Below are 20,780 nucleotides of genomic sequence, written 5' to 3'. Positions count from 1 at the left end.
TACATACATAAATAAATGTAAAAAAAATTATAGCCACAGATTTATCGTCTGTGGCTAATAACCTATTTTCCTACACAGAAATTACTAAAGATATGATCTAAAAGATCTTCATTACTAATTTCACCTGTTACCTCTGATAATGAATCCAAAGCTTCTTTTAAATCAACAGCTATTAAATCCATTGGTAATCCCATATTTATCGTTTGGAATATATTTTCTACTGCTTGCTTAGTTTTTTCTAAAGCTGATCTATGTCTAATGTTAGTTATTACTAACTTTTCAGAACTATCTTCAACTTGTCCAGAAACTATATAGCTATATATTTCCTTTTCCATTAAATCTATTCCTATTTTTTCTAATGCAGAAATTTTAATCCATTTTTTGATTTTTGTTAATGGTGTTATATCTAATTTTGATTCAACATCTGTTTTATTTATAAGACCAATAACTTTATCAGCATCTATTCTTTCATGAATTCTTAAATCCTCTTCATCTAGTTCTCTTGAGTTATCTACTACAAATAAAATTAAATCTGCTTTATCAATTAATTCTTTTGATTTTTCCACACCAATATTTTCTACCAAATCGTCTGTGTTTCTAATTCCAGCTGTATCAACTAAAATTAAAGGTATTCCATTTAAGTTTACAACTTCTTCAATTACATCTCTTGTAGTTCCAGCAATATGAGTTACTATAGCTCTTTCTTCTCTTAAAACAGAATTTAGCAAACTAGATTTTCCTACATTTGGTTTTCCTACAATAGCTGTTTTTACTCCCTCTTTAATCATCTTACCTTTGTTGTAAGAATTGATTAAAGTATTTGTTGTATTTACAACGTTATGTAAATTATCTACTAAATCAGCTGGTAAAGGATCGTCTATTCCTTCTTCAGGATAATCCAATACAACGTTTACATGAGCTGAAACATCTAAAAGTTCTTTTTTTAAAATATCTATTTGTTCTTTCAAATCTCCTCTAAGTTGATTTAAAGATAATGATATACTTTTATCTGTTTTTCCATGGATTAAATCTATAACAGCTTCAGCTTGTGTTAAATCAAGTCTTCCATTCATGAAAGCTCTTCTAGTAAACTCACCTATTTCTGCTATTCTAGCTCCACTTTTTAAAACAAGTTCTAAAACTCTTTCTGTTATTAAAAAGCCACCATGACAATTAATTTCAACAATATTTTCTTTTGTATAAGTGTTAGGACCTTTCATTATTGAAACTAAAACTTCATCAACTAATTCTTCTCCATCATATAAATGACCATAATTAATGCTGAAATTTCTAAGTTCACTAACATTTTTATTTGATATAGGTTTAAATATTTTTGTTAGTATACATAAAGAATCGCTTCCTGACATTCTAACAATACCTATTCCACCTTCTCCTCTTGGAGTTGAAATGGCAGCAATAGTATCAAACATATAGCTCACCCCTATTTCTTTTTTCTAATTACAATATATCTTTTAGGGTCTTTTCCTTCGCTGTAAGTATCTAATTCTGTATATTTATTTACAACTTCATGTATTATTTTTCTTTCTCTTGGAGGCATTGGATTTAATTTTATTGGTTTAGTAGTTTTCATGGCTTTTTCAGACATTTTTCTTGCTAAATCTCTCAGAGTAACATTTCTTTTTTCTTTAAATCCTTCAACATCAACATCTATTCTAACATCTTTAATTAAAGTGTTTAATAGATATTCATAGCTATTTAATGTTTTCCCTTTTTTTCCAATAATAATTCCATTGTCTTCTCCATAAAGATTTACTATACAATTTTTACCTTCCAGTCTTAAAATTTCGACTTTTAAATCAAGACCCATTTTATTTAATAATTCTTGAGAAATTCTTATTATTTCTTTTTCCCTATTATCTTTTTTTACTTCGATAATAGTTTCTTTTTTTAAAACATTCTCTTCTGCTATTTCTTTTAAATCTGGAACTAAAACTTTCTCAGTTTCTACTTCTCTACTAATTTCAATTTTGTAAAATCCATCTTTAGCAAAAAAACCAAAAAATGATTTAGGTTTTTGTAATTCAGTAACTTGAATAACTTGATCAGCAGTAACTTCCAATATCTTTATAGCTCTAGCAATAGCAGTTTCTCTATTACTTGCTTTGATTTCAATTATATTTTCCATAACTTTAGTTCTAGTCTCCTTTTTTCATAATGAAATATTGTTGTAAAACTCCCACTAAACTTGATGTTAACCAATAGATTTGTAAACCTGCTGGCATTTTATAAGATATAAATATCATCATAACAGGGAAAATATACATCATTTGTTTCATTTGTGGATTACTATCTGTTCCTGTTAATTTCTGTTGAATAAATGCTACTATTCCATTTAAAATAGGAAATATATAATAAGGATCCGGTTGTAATAAGTTCATCCATAAGAATGACTCTGCAGGAACAATTCCTCTTTCTATTTTTAGAACTCCAAAAAGTCCCCATAAGATAGGTAATTGAACAATTAGAGGTAAACATCCTCCAGCCGGATTCACATTTTTTTCTTTGTAAAGTTCCATTGTTTTTTGGTTTAATAAATTTTTATCATGACCATATTTTTGTTTATATTCTTCTAACAATGGTTGGATTTTTTTCATTTTTTTCATAGATTTATCTTGTTTTAATGTTAGAGGTAACAGTACAATTTTAATTAATATTGTTAACCCAATTATAGCTAAACCAAAATTTCCTGTAATTCCATTTATAAAAAGCAAAATTTGTTCGAATACTTTATATAAAAATTCCATTTATTTTTTTCCTCCGTATTTTTTTACTGGTGGTACAGGGTCATATCCTCCCTTAGAATATGGATGACACCTCAAAATTCGTATTATTCCTAAGTATAACCCTTTAAATAAACCATGTATTTCAATAGCATTATACATATACTTTGAGCATGTTGGTTGGAATATACAGTTTTTTCCTAAAAAAATCGAAATATATTTTTGATAAAATATTATTAAAATTAAGATTATTTTTTTTAAAATAAAAATAAATTTATTTTTGATATAATTTAGAATTTTTAAGAACACGGTTAAGATCTTTGTTCATCTCCTCAAAACTTAGTGTTTTAAATTTTTCACCAGCTGTTCTTTTAGCAACAAAAACTATGTCATAACCTAAGTTAAGGTTCTCCTCATTTAAACGACAATACTCTCTAAATAATCTTTTTAATCTATTCCGACAAACAGCATTTCCTGTTTTTTTACTAACAACAAATCCAAATTTATTTTCATTTGTTTCGTTTGCTTTAAAAAAAATAAGAGAGTAATATCCAAATGATTTTTTTCCATAATTATAAACATTTTGAAACTCCCTATTTTTTTTTAAAATTGTCATAATTTTTAACTCCCTAAAATAGTCCTTAAATCTTTAAAAACCCGGTGTTATTGATCACCGGGTTTTATGCTGATAATACTTGTCTTCCTCTTGCTCTTCTTCTTTTTAATACATTTCTTCCGTTTTTAGTTGCCATTCTAGCTCTAAATCCGTGATCTTTTTTGTATTTTCTGTTGTTTGGCTGATAAGTTCTTTTCATTTTTTCACCTCCTAAAAACATCTACATTTCAGATAAATATTTTAGAAGAAATTTTGTCTTTTGTCAAGTAAATTCTAATAAATAAAAATTTGTTTTATTAAATTAAAAAAAATCAAACTAGAATACATAGTTGTTTTTATATTTTGTATAATGTTATATGTACAGACTAAGTTGAAAAAAAAACATACTCAAACCCATTGAAAAATATAGCTTTATACAAAAAAAAATATTATTGTCGGTATACAAATTATAAACTGTTGATTTTGTTAACCTAATTAATTTGTATATAATTAAACTACTAATAAAATCAATGGTTTTGAGTACTTTATAAATATTATTGTTCGTGTACATTTTATAAAGCATTGATTTATAAGAAACTTTTAAAGATCTAATTTAAAAGATGTAATAAAATCAATGGATAAACTGAGTTGTGAAATATTATTGTTGATGTACATTTAACCCACCCAATATTTATATGGTTTTATAAAAAAAAAAAAAAAAGAACCCAGAAGAATCAATGCTTTATCTAGGTAGGAAAATATTATTGTTAGTATACATAAATAATATATATATATTTTAATAAAAAAAATTAATAAATCTTAAATAAATCAAGGTTATTTTGGTATTTATACAGAAAAAAATATTATTGTTAATATACAGAAAAAATGGTATATTATATTACGTTAAATATATTTATTATTGTTAATATACATATTTAGTATTATAAATTTATAGAGAGGTTTTTATGGAGAAAAAAAAAGAAAAAAAAAATCTAGTAGAAAATTTTAATATAACTTCTACAGGTTCACTTTTGACAGATATAACAAAAATTGATATAAGATTAAATCAATTGCCTGACATAGAAGTTAGGGAAGTAATAATAAAAGAGACTGGAAATTTTTTAAATTTAAAAGATAATATAATAAACATTCCTGTTGAAATGATAGTTTTTCCATTTTTTACTCCACAAAAACAAAATAAAAGAGTAAATTTTCAATATTCATTTGAAGATTTAGGTGTGACAATGTATTGTACATTGGTAGCTAAAGATTCAAAAGATAAAGTATTTCAACCATCTATTTTCGAAGAAAAAATATATACATATTTGATTTCAACTTACGAAATGAAAAAAGAATTAGATGATGAAGATGAATATATTGAATTTGAAATTTCAGATTTTATTGTTCGTTTCTTAGGAAATAAAATGAATAGAACTTATTATTCAAAAGTTGAACAAGCTTTAAAAAATTTAAAAAATACAGAGTATCAGTTTGTAGTATCCAATCATACAAAGTTAGGAAAATACAAATTTGAAGATGAAGAATTTAAGTTATTAACTTACCAAAAGTTAAAAAAAGGGAAAAAAATATATTATAGAGTAACTTTGAATAAAAACATAAGAAAAAAAATAAGTGACAAAAGATATATAAAATATAATTCAAAAGCATTAATGGAGATTTTAGCAAAAGATCCAATAGCTGGAAGAATTTATAAATATATTAGTAAAATAAGATATGAAAAACAAGAAGATAAAATGAATTTAAGAACAATAGCTGCAATTATTCCGTTAAAAACTGAACAAATAACAGAAAGAGTTAATAAAAGTGGAGATACTAAAACATATGTACTTTGTAGAATGAAACAAGTTTTAAAAAGAGTTCAAAAAGCTTATGATGTGCTAGTTGAATTAGGTTATGTTGAGTATTATAAATCTTATCAAGCTAAAGAAGAAGAAACTTATTATATAATTTATAAATTTAATAGAGAAAAAGATGGTGAATGTCATGTGTCATCTTTTATTGATTCAAATAAATTAAGTAAATCAAAAGAGATAAGTTATTCTAAAGAAAAAGAAAGATACATTGAAAAAGAAGAATTTAATATTGAAGAAATTGAAGAAGCAGAAATAATTCAATCACCAAATGAAGTACCAAAAGAAGAAGAAAAAAAGAAAAGTAATACAAAAAAACAAATAGAAAAAATTAATGGATTTAATTATCCAGAAGAAATAAATAAATATATTCAAAAATCTAAAAAAAATATATATGTTTCAAAATCATGGGATAAAAGAACAGATACTAAAATTAAAAAAATTTTTATAGAAGAAGGAGAAATAATTTTAATAGAAGTATTAAAAATTATATATAAGAATTTAAATTCCAATATAAAAACGACTTTAGTGCAATATATAAATGGTGTTCTAAAAAATTTATTAAGTCAAGAAAATGATGTTTCAAAACAAAACTTAACTTTATTCAATAACATAGGAAAAGAAAAAGGATTAATAACAAAAAATAAAGTTAATCAAGAAAGAAAAATAGTAAAAAAACCTGTTATAAACAGCTTGAAAGAATTAATAGATGAAACAGAAATTTCAGTTGATATTCTTAATGTTTTTGATGAATATGACGAATATGAAAAGTTAAAAATAGAAGAAAGAGCAATCAACTTATGTTCGTTAGAAGAAAATATAGATGTAAATTTTTTACTTACAATGAAAAGAAAATCAAAAAAAATCTATTTTAATACAATAAAAAGATATATTCAAAGAGTTATCAATGAATAGAGTTAACAAAAGTATGTAAATGTTAAATCAGGGTGAATGAAACAACTAAAATATCATAAAGTATACAAATAAAGACTTAAAAATGAACACTCTTTGACAAAAAAACAATTCAAAATAAAAATTGACAAAATTTTGAAAATTCAGTATTCTATATTAGAATAATAAATTTTTATTTAATTAATAAACAATAAATGTTGAAAGGTGAGTAGGATTATGGCAAATAAAACGGTTGAAATTAAAAATGAAACAGGACTACACACAAGACCTGGTAACGAATTTGTAAGTTTAGCAAAAACTTTTACATCTCAAGTTGAATTAGAAAACGAAGAGGGGAAAAAAGTAAAGGGAACATCTTTATTAAAATTACTTTCTTTAGGAATTAAAAAAGGTGCAAAAATAACAGTTCATGCTTCAGGGGAAGATGAAAATGAAGCAGTTGAAAAGTTAGTTCACTTATTAGAAAACCTAAAGGACTAATTGAGATCATTATAGTTTAAAATGTGAGAAGGATGGGGGTAACTCTGTCCTTTTTTTTGTTAAAAACTTGAATTTTGGGAGAGATAAAATTATGAGAAAATTTATAAAAGGTATAGACGCTTCTCCAGGGGTAGCGGTAGGAAAAGTATTCTTATATAAAGAGGAAGAACTTTTCATAGATAAAACAGAGTGCTCAAACATTGAGATTCAAAAAGAAAAGCTAATTGAAGGAAGAGATAAAACAAAAGAGCAATTATTGAAAATAAGAGAAAAAACAGCTAAACAATTAGGTGAGGATAAAGCAGCAATATTTGATGGTCATATCACATTGTTAGAAGATGAAGACTTATTTGATGAAGTAATAGAATTAATTGAAGATGAAAAAATAACAGCAGAAAATGCATTAGAGCAAGGTATTAGCGGATACTGTGATATGTTAGCAAACTTAGAAGATGAATATTTAAGAGAAAGAGCAGCAGATTTAAGAGATATCGCAAAAAGATGGTTATACAATATAGTTGGAATGAATATTGTAGATCTTTCATCTCTTCCAGCAAATTCAGTTGTAGTAGCAAGAGATCTAACTCCTTCTGATACAGCTCAATTAGATTTAAAGAATGTTGTAGCTTTTGTAACAGATATTGGAGGAAAGACAGCTCATTCTTCAATTATGGCTAGATCATTAGAAATACCAGCAGTAGTTGGAACTGGAAATATAACATCTTCAGTAAAGCATGAAGAATCAATAATAGTTGATGCTTTAACAGGTGATATAATACTTAATCCAACATCAGAAGATATTGAAAAGTATGCTAAAAAAAGAGAAAGTTATTTAGAAGAAAAAGAGTTATTAAAACAGTTAAAAGATAAAACAGCTACATCAAAAGATGGAATTACTGTAGGAGCTTGGTCAAATATAGGATCACCAAAAGATGTAGCAGGAGTATTGAGAAATGGTGGAAATGGTGTAGGTCTTTATAGAACAGAATTTTTATTTATGGCAAATGATAGATTTCCAACAGAAGATGAACAATTTGAAGCATATAAAATTGTTGCTGAATCAATGAAAGATAAAAATGGCAAATCATTACCAGTAACAATAAGAACAATGGATATTGGTGGAGATAAATCATTACCATATATGGAATTACCACATGAAGAAAATCCTTTCTTAGGATGGAGAGCATTAAGAATATGTTTAGATAGACCTGAAATTTTAAAAGATCAATTTAGAGCACTTTTAAGAGCATCAGCATTTGGATATATTAAAATAATGTTACCAATGGTAATATCAATTGAAGAGTGTAGAAAATCAAAAGCTTTATTAGAAGAATGTAAAGCTGAATTAAGAATAGAAGGAATTAAATTTGATGAAGAAATTCAATTAGGAATTATGATTGAAACTCCAGCAACAGCATTTAGAGCAAAATGGTTTGCACAAGAAGTAGATTTCTTCTCAATAGGAACAAATGATTTAACTCAATATACATTAGCTGTAGATAGAGGAAATGAAAGAATATCTCATTTATATGATACATATAATCCAGGTGTATTAGCTGCTATAAAAGCTGCTATTGACGGTGCACATGATGGTGGAATTCCTATATCAATGTGTGGAGAATTTGCTGGTGAATCAAGAGCAACAGCTTTATTATTTGGAATGGGATTAGATGCATTCTCAATGTCAGCTATTTCAATTGCAAAAGTAAAGAAAAATATAATGGCTATGGATAAAGTATCAGCAGAAGCACTTGTAGAAAGAGTAATGGCTATGAGTACAACTGAAGAGGTATTAGCTGAAATAGATAAATACAACGAAAAGTTATTAGGATAATAATCAAAAAGGTGAAACATTGTTTCACCTTTTTTTATTTTTAAAGTATAATATTTATAAATTAAGAAAAGGAGAAGATGGTATGGGAATAAAAGATTTTAAAGTAGAAGTTAATTCAAAAAAAATTATACATAACTATCAATATCTAAAAAAATTAAAAAAAAAAGAGATAATAGCAGTTGTTAAAGCAAATGCTTATGGACATGGAATTGAGCAAATCGTAGAACTTTTATGGAGCAATGGATGTAAATATTTTGCTGTAGCAAGAGAATGTGAAGCTGAAAAAATACTTTGCTTAAAATTAGATAATATAAATATATTAATACTTGAAACAATAGAAGATATAGAATTTTTAAATAAAAATAAAAATATAGAAATGGTTGTAAATAGTTTAAAAGATTTATTATTTTTATTAGATAATGGAGTTAGAACAGCACAATTACATTTAAAACTAGATTTTGGTTTTGGAAGAAACGGAGTTATTGAACAAGATTTTACGGAGCTAGAAAAATTAATAATAGAGAAAAATTTAAATTTTAAAGGTATATGTACACATATTTTTGCAGCGGATTATAATGATATGATAGATATAGAAAAAAAATTCAACAATTTTATAAAAAGATTAGATAAAAATAGATTTGAAGTTATACATATGCAAAATAGTGCAGGAGTTATATCAATTAAAGGTGAAAACTGTACTCATATTAGATGTGGAACAATTTTATTTGGTCTTCAAGAAATTGGATATTATGACCCAAATATAAAAAGAGCTTTTAAATTAATTGGAAGAGTTTTAGATATAAAAGATTTAACTAATTTAAAATATATAGGATATCAAAAAAAAGAGGATTTAAATTTAGAAAAAAGTAAAAAAATAGCTAAAATAAGATTAGGCTATGGAGATGGATTTTCAAAAAGAAGTGAAGGAACAATGTCTATAATCAATAATAAAAAGTTTAAAATAGTTCATATAAGTATGGATAGTACATTTATTTTAGTAGATGATTCGGTAAAAAATGGTGATTTAGTTGAAATATTTCAGGATTTAGAAGAATCTATAAATTTCTTAAAAGTTCCACATTATGAATTTCTATCATTAATAAACGATAGAATAAAAAGAGAAACTACATGACTACAAACAAAAATAATATTTTATTTTTTAAAGATATTGACAATTATTTTTAAAATAATATTTTATATTAAAACCATCAAGAGAAACTGAGGGGCTGGTCCATCGAAATTTCAGCAACCTGCTTTAGACGTGTGGTGCTAATTCCAGAAAAATGGGAGAATTTTAAATTTGACTTAATTGACTCTCACCTTAATTAAATTTAAGATGAGAGTTTTTTTTATAAAAAAAGAGTAAAAGATCTTTTAAAAATAGTAGAGCTAGAAGATAAAGCAAAATTTTATCCTTCTTAACTTTCAGGAGGACAAAAACAAAAAGTAGCTATAGCAAGGGCATTAGTGAATAATCCAAATATACTTTTATCTAAAGCTGTTAGAAAATTTGATATTAATGTTTTAGCTGGTTCTATAGACTTGTTTTCAACAATTGCTTCTTTATTGATTGGATTTTCATATTGAATTTTGGCAGCAATAACATCGGAAGGTCATATTTACGAAAACAAAATGATTAATCAATTTTTAAATAGTATTGTAAATATAACGAGATCATTCGCTTATATAATTTTAATGATTCTATTATTGCCTTTATCTAGGGTTATAGTAGGGACAACTATACGAAGTATGGTAGCGACAATACCGCTTTCAATATCAGCAGCACCGTTTATAGCAAGAATAGTTGGGAATTGCGTTTTAGAGGTAAACAAAGGTGTTATAGAGGCTAATGAAAGCCTCGAAGTAAACAACTATACAATAATTACTAAAGTTATAATCCCAGAGTTTTTAGTTTTTTTGGTTCAAGGAATTACATTGTTAATTATAAACTTGATTGGATTATCTGCTGCGATAGGTGGTTTGGGTGATTTAGCAATACGATTTGCTTATAATAGATTTAAATTAGATATAATGATATATTCAGTTTTAGTTATTATATTTTTAGTTCAAATCATTCAATTAGTTCCAAATTTGATATCAAATAGATTGAAAAAAAAAGGAGGTAGTTATGAAAAAGTTAGTTTTAATTTTAGGGTTATTAGGTTCGATTATTAAGTTATGCATCAAAATTAAAAGTTGGAGCTTTATCAATTCCACTATTGAAATAACATATAAAGGTTCAGTAGTATCAGCCTTTTAAATTAAAGTGAGAATATTTTATTCATACTTTTTTTGACTCTTTCTTCAAATAAATTATAAAAAAAATTCTTTAAAAAATAAATAAAGCATGCTATAATCGGGGATGTTTTTTATTAAAAAAGTCAACAATCAAAATGAATATTTTTGTTAGTGTACATATGTGTAATAAAAATTTATAAAAGGGAGTAAAATGAAAACCGATTTATTGGTAATAAAGGATGAATTAAAGAAATATTCTAAAACAATATCGAAACTATTTTCTATGGATGTAGGTATTTGTGATAAAAATCTTATAAGAATAACTGGAAGTGGTCCTCAAAAAATAGGTGAAAAAATAAAAGGAAGAGCTAATAAAAAGACTTTAGAAACGAAAGAAACAACAGTCATTTTAAATCCGAGAGAAGATGATATTTGTAATGGATGCTCAGAGAAAAAAAAATGCTTGGAAGTGCTTGAAATATCAACTCCAATAATGTATGAAGGTTCAATAATTGGATTAATAAGTTTGGTATCTTTTGATGAGAATCAAAAAAAAAGAATTTTAGAAAATTTAAAAAATTATTTAGATTTTGTAGAACAAATGGCAGAACTAATAAGTGTGAGATTTATAGAACATAAAGAAAGTTTAGAAAAAACAGAAAGAGAAAATATTCTTTCAACAATATTAAACACAATTCAAAAGGGAGTATTGAGATTTAATAATTTTGGTTTCATAACAGCAGCAAATAATTTTGCATTAAAAAAAATAGATTTAGAAAATGGAATTATAGGAGAATTAATAATTTTAAATTCTCAAAATGATTTTATTATGGATGAAGAAGTTTTTAAATTAAAAGTTAAAAATAAAGAACTTGATGTTTTAGGAAAGCTACTACCTTTTGAATCATTTGGAAAAAATGAAAAAATTTTTATTTTTGATGATATGAGTAAAGTAAACAATGTAATCAGAGAGCTAGTTGAAACCTCTAATAGTGTTTCGTTACTCAATATAATTGGAGAGTCAGAATTTACAACTTTTTTAAAAAAAAGAATTAAGCATGTTGCTCCATCAAAATCAACAGTATTAATAACAGGAGAAAGTGGAACAGGTAAAGAACTAGTAGCAAGATCTCTACATTATCATAGCGAAAGAAGAAATGCTCCATTTATAGTTATAAATTGTGCAGCAATTCCTGAATCTCTTTTAGAAAGTGAACTTTTTGGTTATACAAAAGGAGCTTTTACAGGAGCAGATAAAAATGGTAGAATGGGAAAATTTGAATTAGCCAATGGTGGAGTTATATTTTTAGATGAAATAGGGGATATGCCACTTTATTTACAAGCTAAAATACTAAGAGTTATTCAAGAGAGAAAAGTTACAAGAATAGGTTCAAATAGAGAGATAGATTTAGATATTAGAATTATAGCTGCAACAAATGTAAATTTAGAAAAAAAGATATTGGAAAAAGAATTTAGAGAAGATTTGTACTATAGATTAAAAGTGATTCCATTTCATGTAATACCACTTAGAGAAAGAAAAGAGGATATTCTTCCAATAACAAAGGATCTAATAAAAAAATATAATAAGATAACAGAAAAATATGTAAATTTTATAGATGTAGAGGTTGAAAGACTTTTTTTAAATTACTCTTGGCCAGGAAATATAAGAGAGTTAGAAAATGTTGTAGAATTTATGTTTAATATTTCTGATAATAGTGATATTTTAAGTTTATCAACAATTCCAGATAAATTATTAGAATATAGAAGCAATAAACTAGAAAAAGAATATAACATAAATACAGAAGAGTTTCACTTAGATGATTTTGAAGAGTTGGAAAAAAAGTATATAGAAAAAGCTTTTCAAATATTTGGAAAAAATACAGCAGGAAAAAAAATAGTAGCAAGTAAAATGAATATAGGCTTAACTACTCTATATAGAAAGCTTCAAAAATATAACATCTAATTTTCAAAATGATAAAAATAGTTTTCAAAATGATAAAAATTATCAAAATGGTAAAAAAAGATATAGATATTAAAAAAAAAAGATTAATAAAATTAAAAGATTAAAAGAATTATTAGTAATATTGTTAATTGGCACAAAAATTGCTTATTATAGTATTGTATTAGTTATAATTAATATGAAAATAATGAGGAGGATTTTTGTGGAAAAAATAGAGAAAATTTTAAATATTTTAAATGAAGAAATTGTACCAGCAGAAGGTTGTACAGAACCAATAGCTTTAGCTTACATAGGTAGTAAATTAACAACATTATTAGAAGGTATTCCAGAAAAAATAGAAATAGCTTTATCAGGGAATCTAATAAAAAATGTTAAAAGTGTTAAAATACCAAATTCTGAAGGAATGGTAGGAATTGAAGCTGCTGTTGCTTTAGGTACAATTTTAGGAGATTCAAAAAAAGATTTAATGGTTATATCAAATATAGATAAAACAAAATTGGATAAAGTGAAACAGTACTTAGATGCTAAAAAAATAGTAGCTACAAAAATTGAAGGAAACACAAAACTTCATATGAGAGCAACAGGATTTTTAGGAAAAGATAAAGTAACAATAGAGATTAAAGATTATCATACAAATATTATAGAAATCGAAAAAAATGGAATTATAATAAAAGGTGATTCTTGTGACGAAAAAATTACAGATAATGTAATGACAGATAAAGATTTTTTAACTGTTGAATTAATTTATAATTTAGCAAAAGAAATTGAGATAGATTTAATAGCTTCATTATTTGAAAGAGTTATTAAATATAATTCAGCAATAGCAAATGAAGGATTAAAAAATGATTATGGAATTGGAATGGGTAAAACTTTATATGAAGGAATGCAAGAAGGTGTTTATGGAAAAGACTTGAAAAATAAAATGATAAGTTTTGCAAGTGCAGGAAGTGACGCTAGAATGAACGGATGTTCTATGCCTGTAATGACAACAAGTGGTAGTGGAAATCAAGGAATGTCAGCATCTTTACCAATTATAAAATATTGTAAAGAAAAAGGATTGTCTCAAGAAAAATTGATTAGAGGTTTATTTTTTTCGCACTTAACAACAATTCATATAAAATCAAATGTAGGTAGATTATCAGCATATTGTGGTGTTGTTTGTGGTGGTGCAGGAGTAGCAGGAGCTCTAGCATTTTTAGATGATATGCCATTAGAAAGAATAAATTCGGCAATCGAAACAACATTAGCAACTTTATCAGGAATGCTTTGTGACGGCGCAAAAAGTTCTTGTGCAACTAAAATAGCAAGTTCAGTAGGAATGGCATTTGATTCATATTATTTATCAAAAAAGAATAAAAAGTTTGAATATGGTGAAGGTATTGTTGGAAAAAATATAGAATCAACTTTATCAAATATTAAAGTTTTAGCACAAGAAGGATTAAGAAAAACGGATGAAGTTATTTTAGAAATAATGTTAAATAATTAAATTGGTTTTAGGAGGAATAATGAAAATAATAATAATCGGTGGAGTAGCAGCAGGAATGTCGGCAGCAGCAAAGGCAAGTAGATTAAACAAAAGTGCAGAGATAGTAATTTATGAAAAAACAGAGATAGTATCGTGGGGAGCATGTGGATTACCATATTATGTTGGAGATTTTTTTAAAGACCCGAAGAATATGATAGCTAGACCAGTAGAGAAATTTATTGAAGCTGGAATGAATATAAAAATAAAACATGAAGTAGTCGGAATAGATATTGAAAAAAAAGAAATAACTGTTAAAAATTTAGTTACAAATGAAATCTTTATTGATAATTATGATAAATTGATGGTAGCAACAGGAGCTCATGCTATAATGCCACCTATTAAAAAATTATCAACAAAAGGTGTATACACATTAAAAGATTATACTGATGGGATTCTTTTAAAAGAAGAAATTTTAAAAGAAGAGAATCAAGAGATTATAATAGTTGGAGCAGGATATATTGGACTTGAAGTAGCAGAAGCTGCAAAACACTTAGGAAAAAGAAATATAAAAATAATACAATTAGGCGACAGAGTATTATTGGAAAGTTTTGATAAAGAGATTACAGATATAATGGAAGAAGAAATTAGAATACATGAAGGAATAGATTTACATTTAGAAGAGATTGTAGAAGAAATCTTGGAAGAAAATGGAAAAGTTATAGGAGTAAAAACAAATAAAGGAAAATATTCTGCAAATATTGTAATTATTTCTACAGGAGTAAAACCAAACACAGCATTTTTAAAAGAAACAGGAATAAAAATGCTATCAAACGGAGCTTTAGTAATAGATAATCAAGGAAGAACAAGCATTGATTCAATATATTCTGCTGGAGATTGTGCAACTGTTCATCATTTAGTTAGAAATGAAGATGTATATATTCCTCTTGCAACAACAGCAAATAAAATAGGAAGAATTGTAGGAGAAAATTTAGCTGGTTTAGAAACAAAGTTTGGAGGAACACTAGGATCTGCAGCAGTAAAAGTAATAGATTTAGAAGCTGGAAGAACAGGAATTACAGAACTGGAAGCTATAAAAATGGGGATAAATTATAAAACAGTATTTGTAAAAGATAAAAATCAAACTAGTTATTATCCAGGCAGAGAAGATATATTTGTAAAGTTAATATATGACACAGAAACAAGAGTTCTTTTAGGAGGACAAATAGCAGGAAAAAAAGGGGCAGTTTTAAGAGTCGATGCATTAGCAACAGCAATATATTCGAAATTAACAGTAGATGAAATAGGAATGATGGATTTTTGTTATGCTCCTCCATTTGCTAGAACTTGGGATGTAATGAATGTTGCAGGTAATGTAGCAAAATAAAAGGTTTTAATAAAAATTCATAATAGGAAAACGGGAGAAAAAATGAATAGTGTATTTTTTGAACAATTTTTGATGATTAGTGATTTAAAAACAGTGGGATTTTTAGTAACGTTATTAGTAATTTTATTTCTAATAAATATGTTACCTAAGAAAAAATTTAACTTTTCTGCAAAAGTTATGATTGCAACGGTTATTGGTTTAATATTAGGGTTAGGAATTCAATATGTAGCAGGGTTTCCAGAAAATCCAATGGATTTAGTATTTGTTAAAGAAACAACACTGTGGTATAGCTTATTAGGTGGCGGATTTATTTCTTTAATTAGAATGTTAGTTATTCCATTAGTAATGGTATCGATAATACATGTTATTATTAACATGAAAGAAGATGCTAATTTGGGTAGCCTAGTAAAAAGAAGTTTAATTGTAACATTGGCTATGGTTGCAATTTCAGTTGGTGTAGGTATATTTTTAGGAGAAATATTTCAAGTTGGAAAAGTTTCTACAAATGGATTAGAAATTGCATTAACTAATAACACAGGAAAAATAAGAGAAATGAGCAATATTGTTGATACATTAAAAGCTTTAATTCCTTCAAATCCTGTTGAGGCAATGGTTAAACTAAACATTGTAGGATTAGTAATATTTTCTGCAATAGTTGGAGTAGCAGCAAAAAGAATGTCAAAAAAATATATGAATATTGTAAAACCATTCTTCGATTTGATAAATGCTTTCCAAAAGATTATAGTATCAATGGCAATGAGTATAATTAGATGGATGCCTTTAGCAGTAGTACCACTTTTAGCAAATACAATAGCTCAAAAAGGTATTGGAGCTATAGCAGAAGTAGGAAAGTTTATAGCTGTTTTATATTTAGCAACAGCAATTATGTTTGTAATTCAAATGATAGCAGTAGCATTCTTTGGATTAAATCCATTTATATATGTAAAAAAGAGTATTTCATTAATGATTCTAGCATTTACATCTAGATCAAGTGTGGGATGTTTACCAGTAACAATATCAACATTAACTAATAAATTAGGCGTTAGTGAGTCAACGGCAAGTTTTGTTGCAAGTTTTGGTACTACCGCAGGGATGCAAGGATGTGCAGGAATATTTCCAGCTTTAACAATAGTGTTTGTTACAAATATGAGTGGGCAACCACTTGATATAACATTAATAGTTATGTCTATAATTGTAGTAGCAATAAGTTCGTTAGGAATAGCAGGAATACCAGGAACAGCAACTATGGCTGCGTCAGTAGCATTATCTGGAACAGGACTAGCAAGTTTATTTCCTTTAATAAACCCAATATTAGCTATTGACCCAATCATTGATATGCCTAGAACAATGTTAAATGTAATTGGTTCGGTGACTAATGCTTTAATGGTAGATAAAAGCTTGGGAAGTTTAAATCAAAAAATCTATCAAGATATGAAAGTAGGAAATGAAGTAAACTCATCTGATTATGAGTAATTAATTTAATTAAATCTAATCTTTTTTAGATAGACACAAAAATAAAAACTATTGTATAATAAATGTTAAATATTTAAAGCTGATTTCTGTATCGTACAGGAGTCAGCTTTTTTAAGTTCCATTGCAGTGCTGATTATGAGTGATCAGAGTGAATAAGTACACGCCTCAATAACTTTTGCTAGCACAGATAACACGAAATATTTTAAGAATATCACTATTTAAAATTGCTTTTTGTAAAATTTATTTGACTCATAAAAATCCATTTTTAAATATTATTATATAAAATACTCTACAAGATAGATATATCATTCTATAGGGTCTATTTTAAATAGAAATTTTGAAGTAGCCCAACTATTAGAAAAATTATGAATCTTTAATTGAAATTTATACTTTAAAATGTTAAAATTTTTTGTTACTCGAGCTTTATGTATAATTTTAAGTTAATAAAAAATAAATGTGTATAGGGAGAAAATATGAATTTTTATAAAAATATGAAAAAAGGAGCTATTGTATTAGTTCACTTTGGAACAACACATGATGATACAAAACAAAAAACAATAGATGTAATAAATTCTAGAGTAAAAAAAGAGTTTTCTAAATTGGATTTTTTTGATGCTTACACATCAAGAATAATAAATAGAATTCTTTTAAAAAGAGGAATAAAGAATTTAAATACAACAGAAATTTTAGAAAAACTATTAGAAGAAGGCTATAAACATGTGATATTGCAACCAAGCTATATAATTAATGGAACAGAAATGGAAGCTTTAAAAAGAGAGGCTGAAAATTACTCTGATAAATTTGAAGAAATAAGAGTGGGAACAGCATTATTATCATCTATTGAAGATTATTTTAATGTGCTGAAAGTTTTGGAAGAAGAAATAGTTGATTTGAAAAATGATGAAGGTTTAGTTATGGTAGGGCATGGGACAAATCATCCAGCGTTGTCAGCATATCCAATGTTAAACTATATTGTGAAAGATTTAAAATTACCTATATATATCGGAACTATTGAAGGTTATCCTGGATTAGAAAAAGTAATTAAAGAGTTAAAAAGAGATAAAAAAAATAAAGTAAGACTTACACCTTTTATGTTTCTTGCAGGAGATCATGCTAAAAATGATATTGGAGTAGATTGGAAAGATACTCTAGAAGCAAATGGTATTAAAGTAACTTTAAACTTAAAAGGTTTAGGTGAAATTGAAAAAATACAAAATATCTTCATTGAAAAAATAAGAAATTTAGAAAATACAAAATCTGAAGATATACTTTTGAAAAAGAAAGAATATTCTAAAGGAAGAAAAGCTGCTCATTAATGGTGATTTTAAATTTTTGAAAATATATATATAAATACAATTTTGAAGAAAAATTTAAATTTTTTTGTAAAAAGAATAGCTAGACTTAAAATATAGAAATATGGTAAAATTTTATGAAAAATTCAAATGTAGTATTATATAAAAGAAAAGAATGGTGGATTATGAAAAAAGGAAAAATAATAGTAATCGGTACTTTAACCTTTTTAGTAGTATCAGTTTTTTATAGAGAGATTAAATTAAAAAATATAGAAACTAAAGAAAAAAATATAATAATATCTAAAAATGTTGAATTACCTATTAATAATATGATAGAAAAAGTTGAGTCAATAAAAGTACTAGAAGTAGAAAAAGAAGAAGTTCAAGATAAAATTTCAAAAGAATGGGAAGAACAAGAAAGCAAAAAATCGTTATCAATTGATGAAAATATTAGCCTAGAAGAAAAAATTATTTTAGAGAATTTAGAATACATAATAAAAAAAGGAGATACAATCTCAGATTTATCAAAAGAATATAAAATTAAAAGTGATTATATATATGCAAATAATATTGACAAAAATTTAAGAGTTCTTCAAGTTGGAAGGAAGATAAATATTCCTACAGAATCAGGTATTTTTTACCTTATAAAAAAAGATGATACTTTTGAAACTTTATCAAAGAAATTTGAAATTGATATAAAAATAATAAAAGAAGATAATAATATTGATAGACTTTTAACGGGTACAAAAGTTTTTTTAAGAGAACCTAAAGTTTCTAAATATTTGAATACTTTTAAAGAAGAGTATACTAAGCAAAACAAATTAGGTAGCTTTAGTAATCCATTAGTTTTAATGACTTTAACAAGTTCTTTTGGTTCAAGAAAACATCCAGTATTGAAAAAACTTTTAAATCATGGTGGAATTGATTTGAGAGCTAAAGTAGGAACTAAAGTTGTTTCTACAAAAGATGGAGTTGTAAGTTTTGCAGGAAGAGCGAGTGGTTATGGAAAACTTATTATTATAAAACATTCAGATGGATACGAAACAAGATATGCTCATTTAAGTAAAATAGATATAAAAAAAGGTCAAAAAGTTTCTAAAGGTGAGTATATAGCTTTAAGTGGAGCAACAGGAAGAGTGAGTGGTCCTCATCTACATTTTGAAATAAGAAAAAAAGGTAAAATTATAAATCCCTTAACATATTTAAAATTCTAAAATAAGTATTTAGAAGAGCAAAGTTTTCACTTTGCTCTTTTTTACTATACTTATAAAATAAATATAGAAAGAAGGTAAATTAATGTTAAAATTAGAATTAGATCAAAAGATGAAAATAGGACTTAGCTTAGAAATGAAATTGTCTATTGAAATATTAAGAATGGGTTTAAATGAATTAAGAGAGTTTTTACAAAAAGAACAAATAAAAAATTCAACATTCGAAATTGTTTATTCGAAATCGATGAATAGAAAAAGTGATAACAATATAAATTGTTTAGAAAATATTTCTGAAGGAGAAAAAAGTTTAATACATTATTTAGAAGAACAAATAATGTTTTTAAATGTAAAAAAAGAAGTTAGAGATATTTTGAATTATTTAATAAATAATTTGGATGAAAAAGGATATATAGATGGAGATTTAGAAGAATTAAGAAAAGCAGGTTGTTTTAAATTGCTTTACTTTGAAGAAGCATTAAATACCTTAAATAAATTGGAACCTTTAGGAGTTGGTTCTGTTGATCTTATAAATTGTTTGAAAATCCAAATTAAAAACAAAGGAATTAAAGATGATGATTTAGAAAAAATTATAGAAAATAATTTAGAAGATATTGCTTCTAAAAATTTATTTAAAATATCTTTAGATAGATTAATAGAAATGGATAAAGTTGAATATTATGTAAGATTAATTAAAACACTAAATCCCAAACCAGCAAGAGGATTTTTTGTTAATAAAAAAACAAAATATATAATTCCAGATTTAATAGTAGAAATTTCAGGAAAAGAAATGAGAGTTATTTTAAATGAAGACAATTTCCCGACAATAAAAATAAAAAAGTTGGAGATGAAAAATACCTATAATACAGCTTTGGTTTTAGAAAGATGCATACAAAAAAGACAAAATACACTCTTTAAAGTGGGGCAGTATATTTTGAATTATCAAAAAGATAACTTGATAAATAATAAACCTTTGAAAACTTTAAAAATAAAAGATATCGCATTTGATTTAAAATTACATGACTCAACAATATCAAGAGCTATAAAAAATAAATTTATAAAAAACGGGACAAAAATAGAACCTTTAAGAAAGTACATTATTTTAGATGCAAAAAATGAAATTATAAAAAATGAAATTATAAATCTTATAAAAAATGAAAATAAGAAAAAACCTTTGTCTGATGAAGAAATTTTGAGTTTTTTTATAAAAAATAAGATTATAATAAATAGAAGAACAATAACTAAATATAGAAATGAATTAGGAATTTTTTCTAGCCAAAAAAGAAAAGAAATGTAAGAGAAAAATATTTGTGTTATAATAATCACT

At 25.7% G+C, this 20,780-nt stretch carries 18 protein-coding genes and 1 riboswitch; of the genes, 12 read left to right on the top strand and 6 right to left on the bottom strand.

The genetic code is table 11. The features are described from left to right. Positions 1-62 precede the first annotated feature (62 nt). The 6 genes from mnmE to rpmH all read right to left on the bottom strand — a co-directional run bounded on the left by mnmE (position 63) and on the right by rpmH (position 3,556). Complete coding sequence (mnmE, locus tag ACRCZX_RS07510) at positions 63-1,430, bottom strand: tRNA uridine-5-carboxymethylaminomethyl(34) synthesis GTPase MnmE (protein WP_438582308.1); 1,368 nt, start codon at positions 1,428-1,430, stop codon at positions 63-65. 11 nt (positions 1,431-1,441) lie between these two features. Then, positions 1,442-2,146, bottom strand: coding sequence for an RNA-binding cell elongation regulator Jag/EloR (gene jag, locus ACRCZX_RS07505; RefSeq protein WP_438582307.1), 705 nt, complete (start codon positions 2,144-2,146; stop codon positions 1,442-1,444). Positions 2,147-2,156: 10 nt separating this feature from the next. Next, positions 2,157-2,765: a YidC/Oxa1 family membrane protein insertase gene (locus ACRCZX_RS07500; RefSeq protein WP_438582306.1), complete on the bottom strand. Its 609-nt coding sequence runs from the start codon at positions 2,763-2,765 to the stop codon at positions 2,157-2,159. Next, complete coding sequence (gene yidD / locus ACRCZX_RS07495) at positions 2,766-3,005, bottom strand: membrane protein insertion efficiency factor YidD (protein ID WP_438582336.1); 240 nt, start codon at positions 3,003-3,005, stop codon at positions 2,766-2,768. A gap of 10 nt (positions 3,006-3,015) precedes the next feature. Continuing rightward, the gene (gene rnpA / locus ACRCZX_RS07490) at positions 3,016-3,357 is read right to left on the bottom strand and encodes a ribonuclease P protein component (RefSeq protein ID WP_438582305.1); all 342 of its coding nucleotides are present in this window, start codon (positions 3,355-3,357) and stop codon (positions 3,016-3,018) included. A 64-nt stretch (positions 3,358-3,421) separates the two neighbouring features. After that, a complete protein-coding gene (gene rpmH / locus ACRCZX_RS07485) occupies positions 3,422-3,556 on the bottom strand; it encodes a 50S ribosomal protein L34 (RefSeq protein WP_438582304.1) in 135 nt (44 codons plus the stop codon). A 745-nt stretch (positions 3,557-4,301) separates the two neighbouring features. Here rpmH and ACRCZX_RS07480 point away from each other — a divergent pair. The 12 genes from ACRCZX_RS07480 (at position 4,302) to ACRCZX_RS07425 (ending at position 20,750) form a co-directional block, all read left to right on the top strand. Next, positions 4,302-6,122 (top strand): replication initiator protein A, encoded by a 1,821-nt coding sequence (locus ACRCZX_RS07480; protein WP_438582303.1) that lies wholly within the window; start codon positions 4,302-4,304, stop codon positions 6,120-6,122. Positions 6,123-6,335: 213 nt separating this feature from the next. Continuing rightward, positions 6,336-6,599, top strand: coding sequence for an HPr family phosphocarrier protein (locus ACRCZX_RS07475; protein WP_438582302.1), 264 nt, complete (start codon positions 6,336-6,338; stop codon positions 6,597-6,599). Positions 6,600-6,690: 91 nt separating this feature from the next. Further along, a complete protein-coding gene (gene ptsP, locus ACRCZX_RS07470) occupies positions 6,691-8,433 on the top strand; it encodes a phosphoenolpyruvate--protein phosphotransferase (protein ID WP_438582301.1) in 1,743 nt (580 codons plus the stop codon). 82 nt (positions 8,434-8,515) lie between these two features. Further along, positions 8,516-9,565: an alanine racemase gene (gene alr / locus ACRCZX_RS07465; RefSeq protein ID WP_438582300.1), complete on the top strand. Its 1,050-nt coding sequence runs from the start codon at positions 8,516-8,518 to the stop codon at positions 9,563-9,565. 70 nt (positions 9,566-9,635) lie between these two features. Beyond that, a riboswitch (SAM riboswitch) is annotated at positions 9,636-9,740 on the top strand. A gap of 283 nt (positions 9,741-10,023) precedes the next feature. After that, on the top strand, positions 10,024-10,608 hold the full coding sequence (locus ACRCZX_RS07460) for a methionine ABC transporter permease (RefSeq protein WP_438582299.1): 585 nt from the start codon (positions 10,024-10,026) through the stop codon (positions 10,606-10,608). A gap of 274 nt (positions 10,609-10,882) precedes the next feature. Beyond that, complete coding sequence (locus ACRCZX_RS07455) at positions 10,883-12,634, top strand: sigma-54 interaction domain-containing protein (RefSeq protein ID WP_438582298.1); 1,752 nt, start codon at positions 10,883-10,885, stop codon at positions 12,632-12,634. A gap of 184 nt (positions 12,635-12,818) precedes the next feature. After that, positions 12,819-14,117 (top strand): L-cysteine desulfidase family protein, encoded by a 1,299-nt coding sequence (locus ACRCZX_RS07450; protein ID WP_438582335.1) that lies wholly within the window; start codon positions 12,819-12,821, stop codon positions 14,115-14,117. A 19-nt stretch (positions 14,118-14,136) separates the two neighbouring features. Beyond that, on the top strand, positions 14,137-15,480 hold the full coding sequence (locus ACRCZX_RS07445) for a CoA-disulfide reductase (protein ID WP_438582297.1): 1,344 nt from the start codon (positions 14,137-14,139) through the stop codon (positions 15,478-15,480). 42 nt (positions 15,481-15,522) lie between these two features. After that, positions 15,523-16,953: a cation:dicarboxylate symporter family transporter gene (locus tag ACRCZX_RS07440; protein WP_438582296.1), complete on the top strand. Its 1,431-nt coding sequence runs from the start codon at positions 15,523-15,525 to the stop codon at positions 16,951-16,953. A gap of 473 nt (positions 16,954-17,426) precedes the next feature. Continuing rightward, positions 17,427-18,269: a sirohydrochlorin cobaltochelatase gene (locus tag ACRCZX_RS07435; protein WP_438582295.1), complete on the top strand. Its 843-nt coding sequence runs from the start codon at positions 17,427-17,429 to the stop codon at positions 18,267-18,269. A 113-nt stretch (positions 18,270-18,382) separates the two neighbouring features. Continuing rightward, positions 18,383-19,459 carry a peptidoglycan DD-metalloendopeptidase family protein gene (locus ACRCZX_RS07430; RefSeq protein WP_438582294.1) on the top strand — a complete coding sequence of 359 codons (1,077 nt, stop codon included), beginning with the start codon at positions 18,383-18,385 and terminating at the stop codon, positions 19,457-19,459. Between the two features lie 82 nt (positions 19,460-19,541). After that, entirely contained in the window at positions 19,542-20,750 is a 1,209-nt protein-coding gene (locus ACRCZX_RS07425) for an RNA polymerase factor sigma-54 (protein ID WP_438582293.1), read from the top strand. Positions 20,751-20,780 lie beyond the last annotated feature (30 nt).

Origin of the sequence: Cetobacterium sp. (genome assembly GCF_051658645.1) — a bacterium.
Classification (GTDB): Bacteria; Fusobacteriota; Fusobacteriia; order Fusobacteriales; family Fusobacteriaceae; genus Cetobacterium_A.
This window is presented reverse-complemented; position numbering and strand designations above follow the sequence as displayed.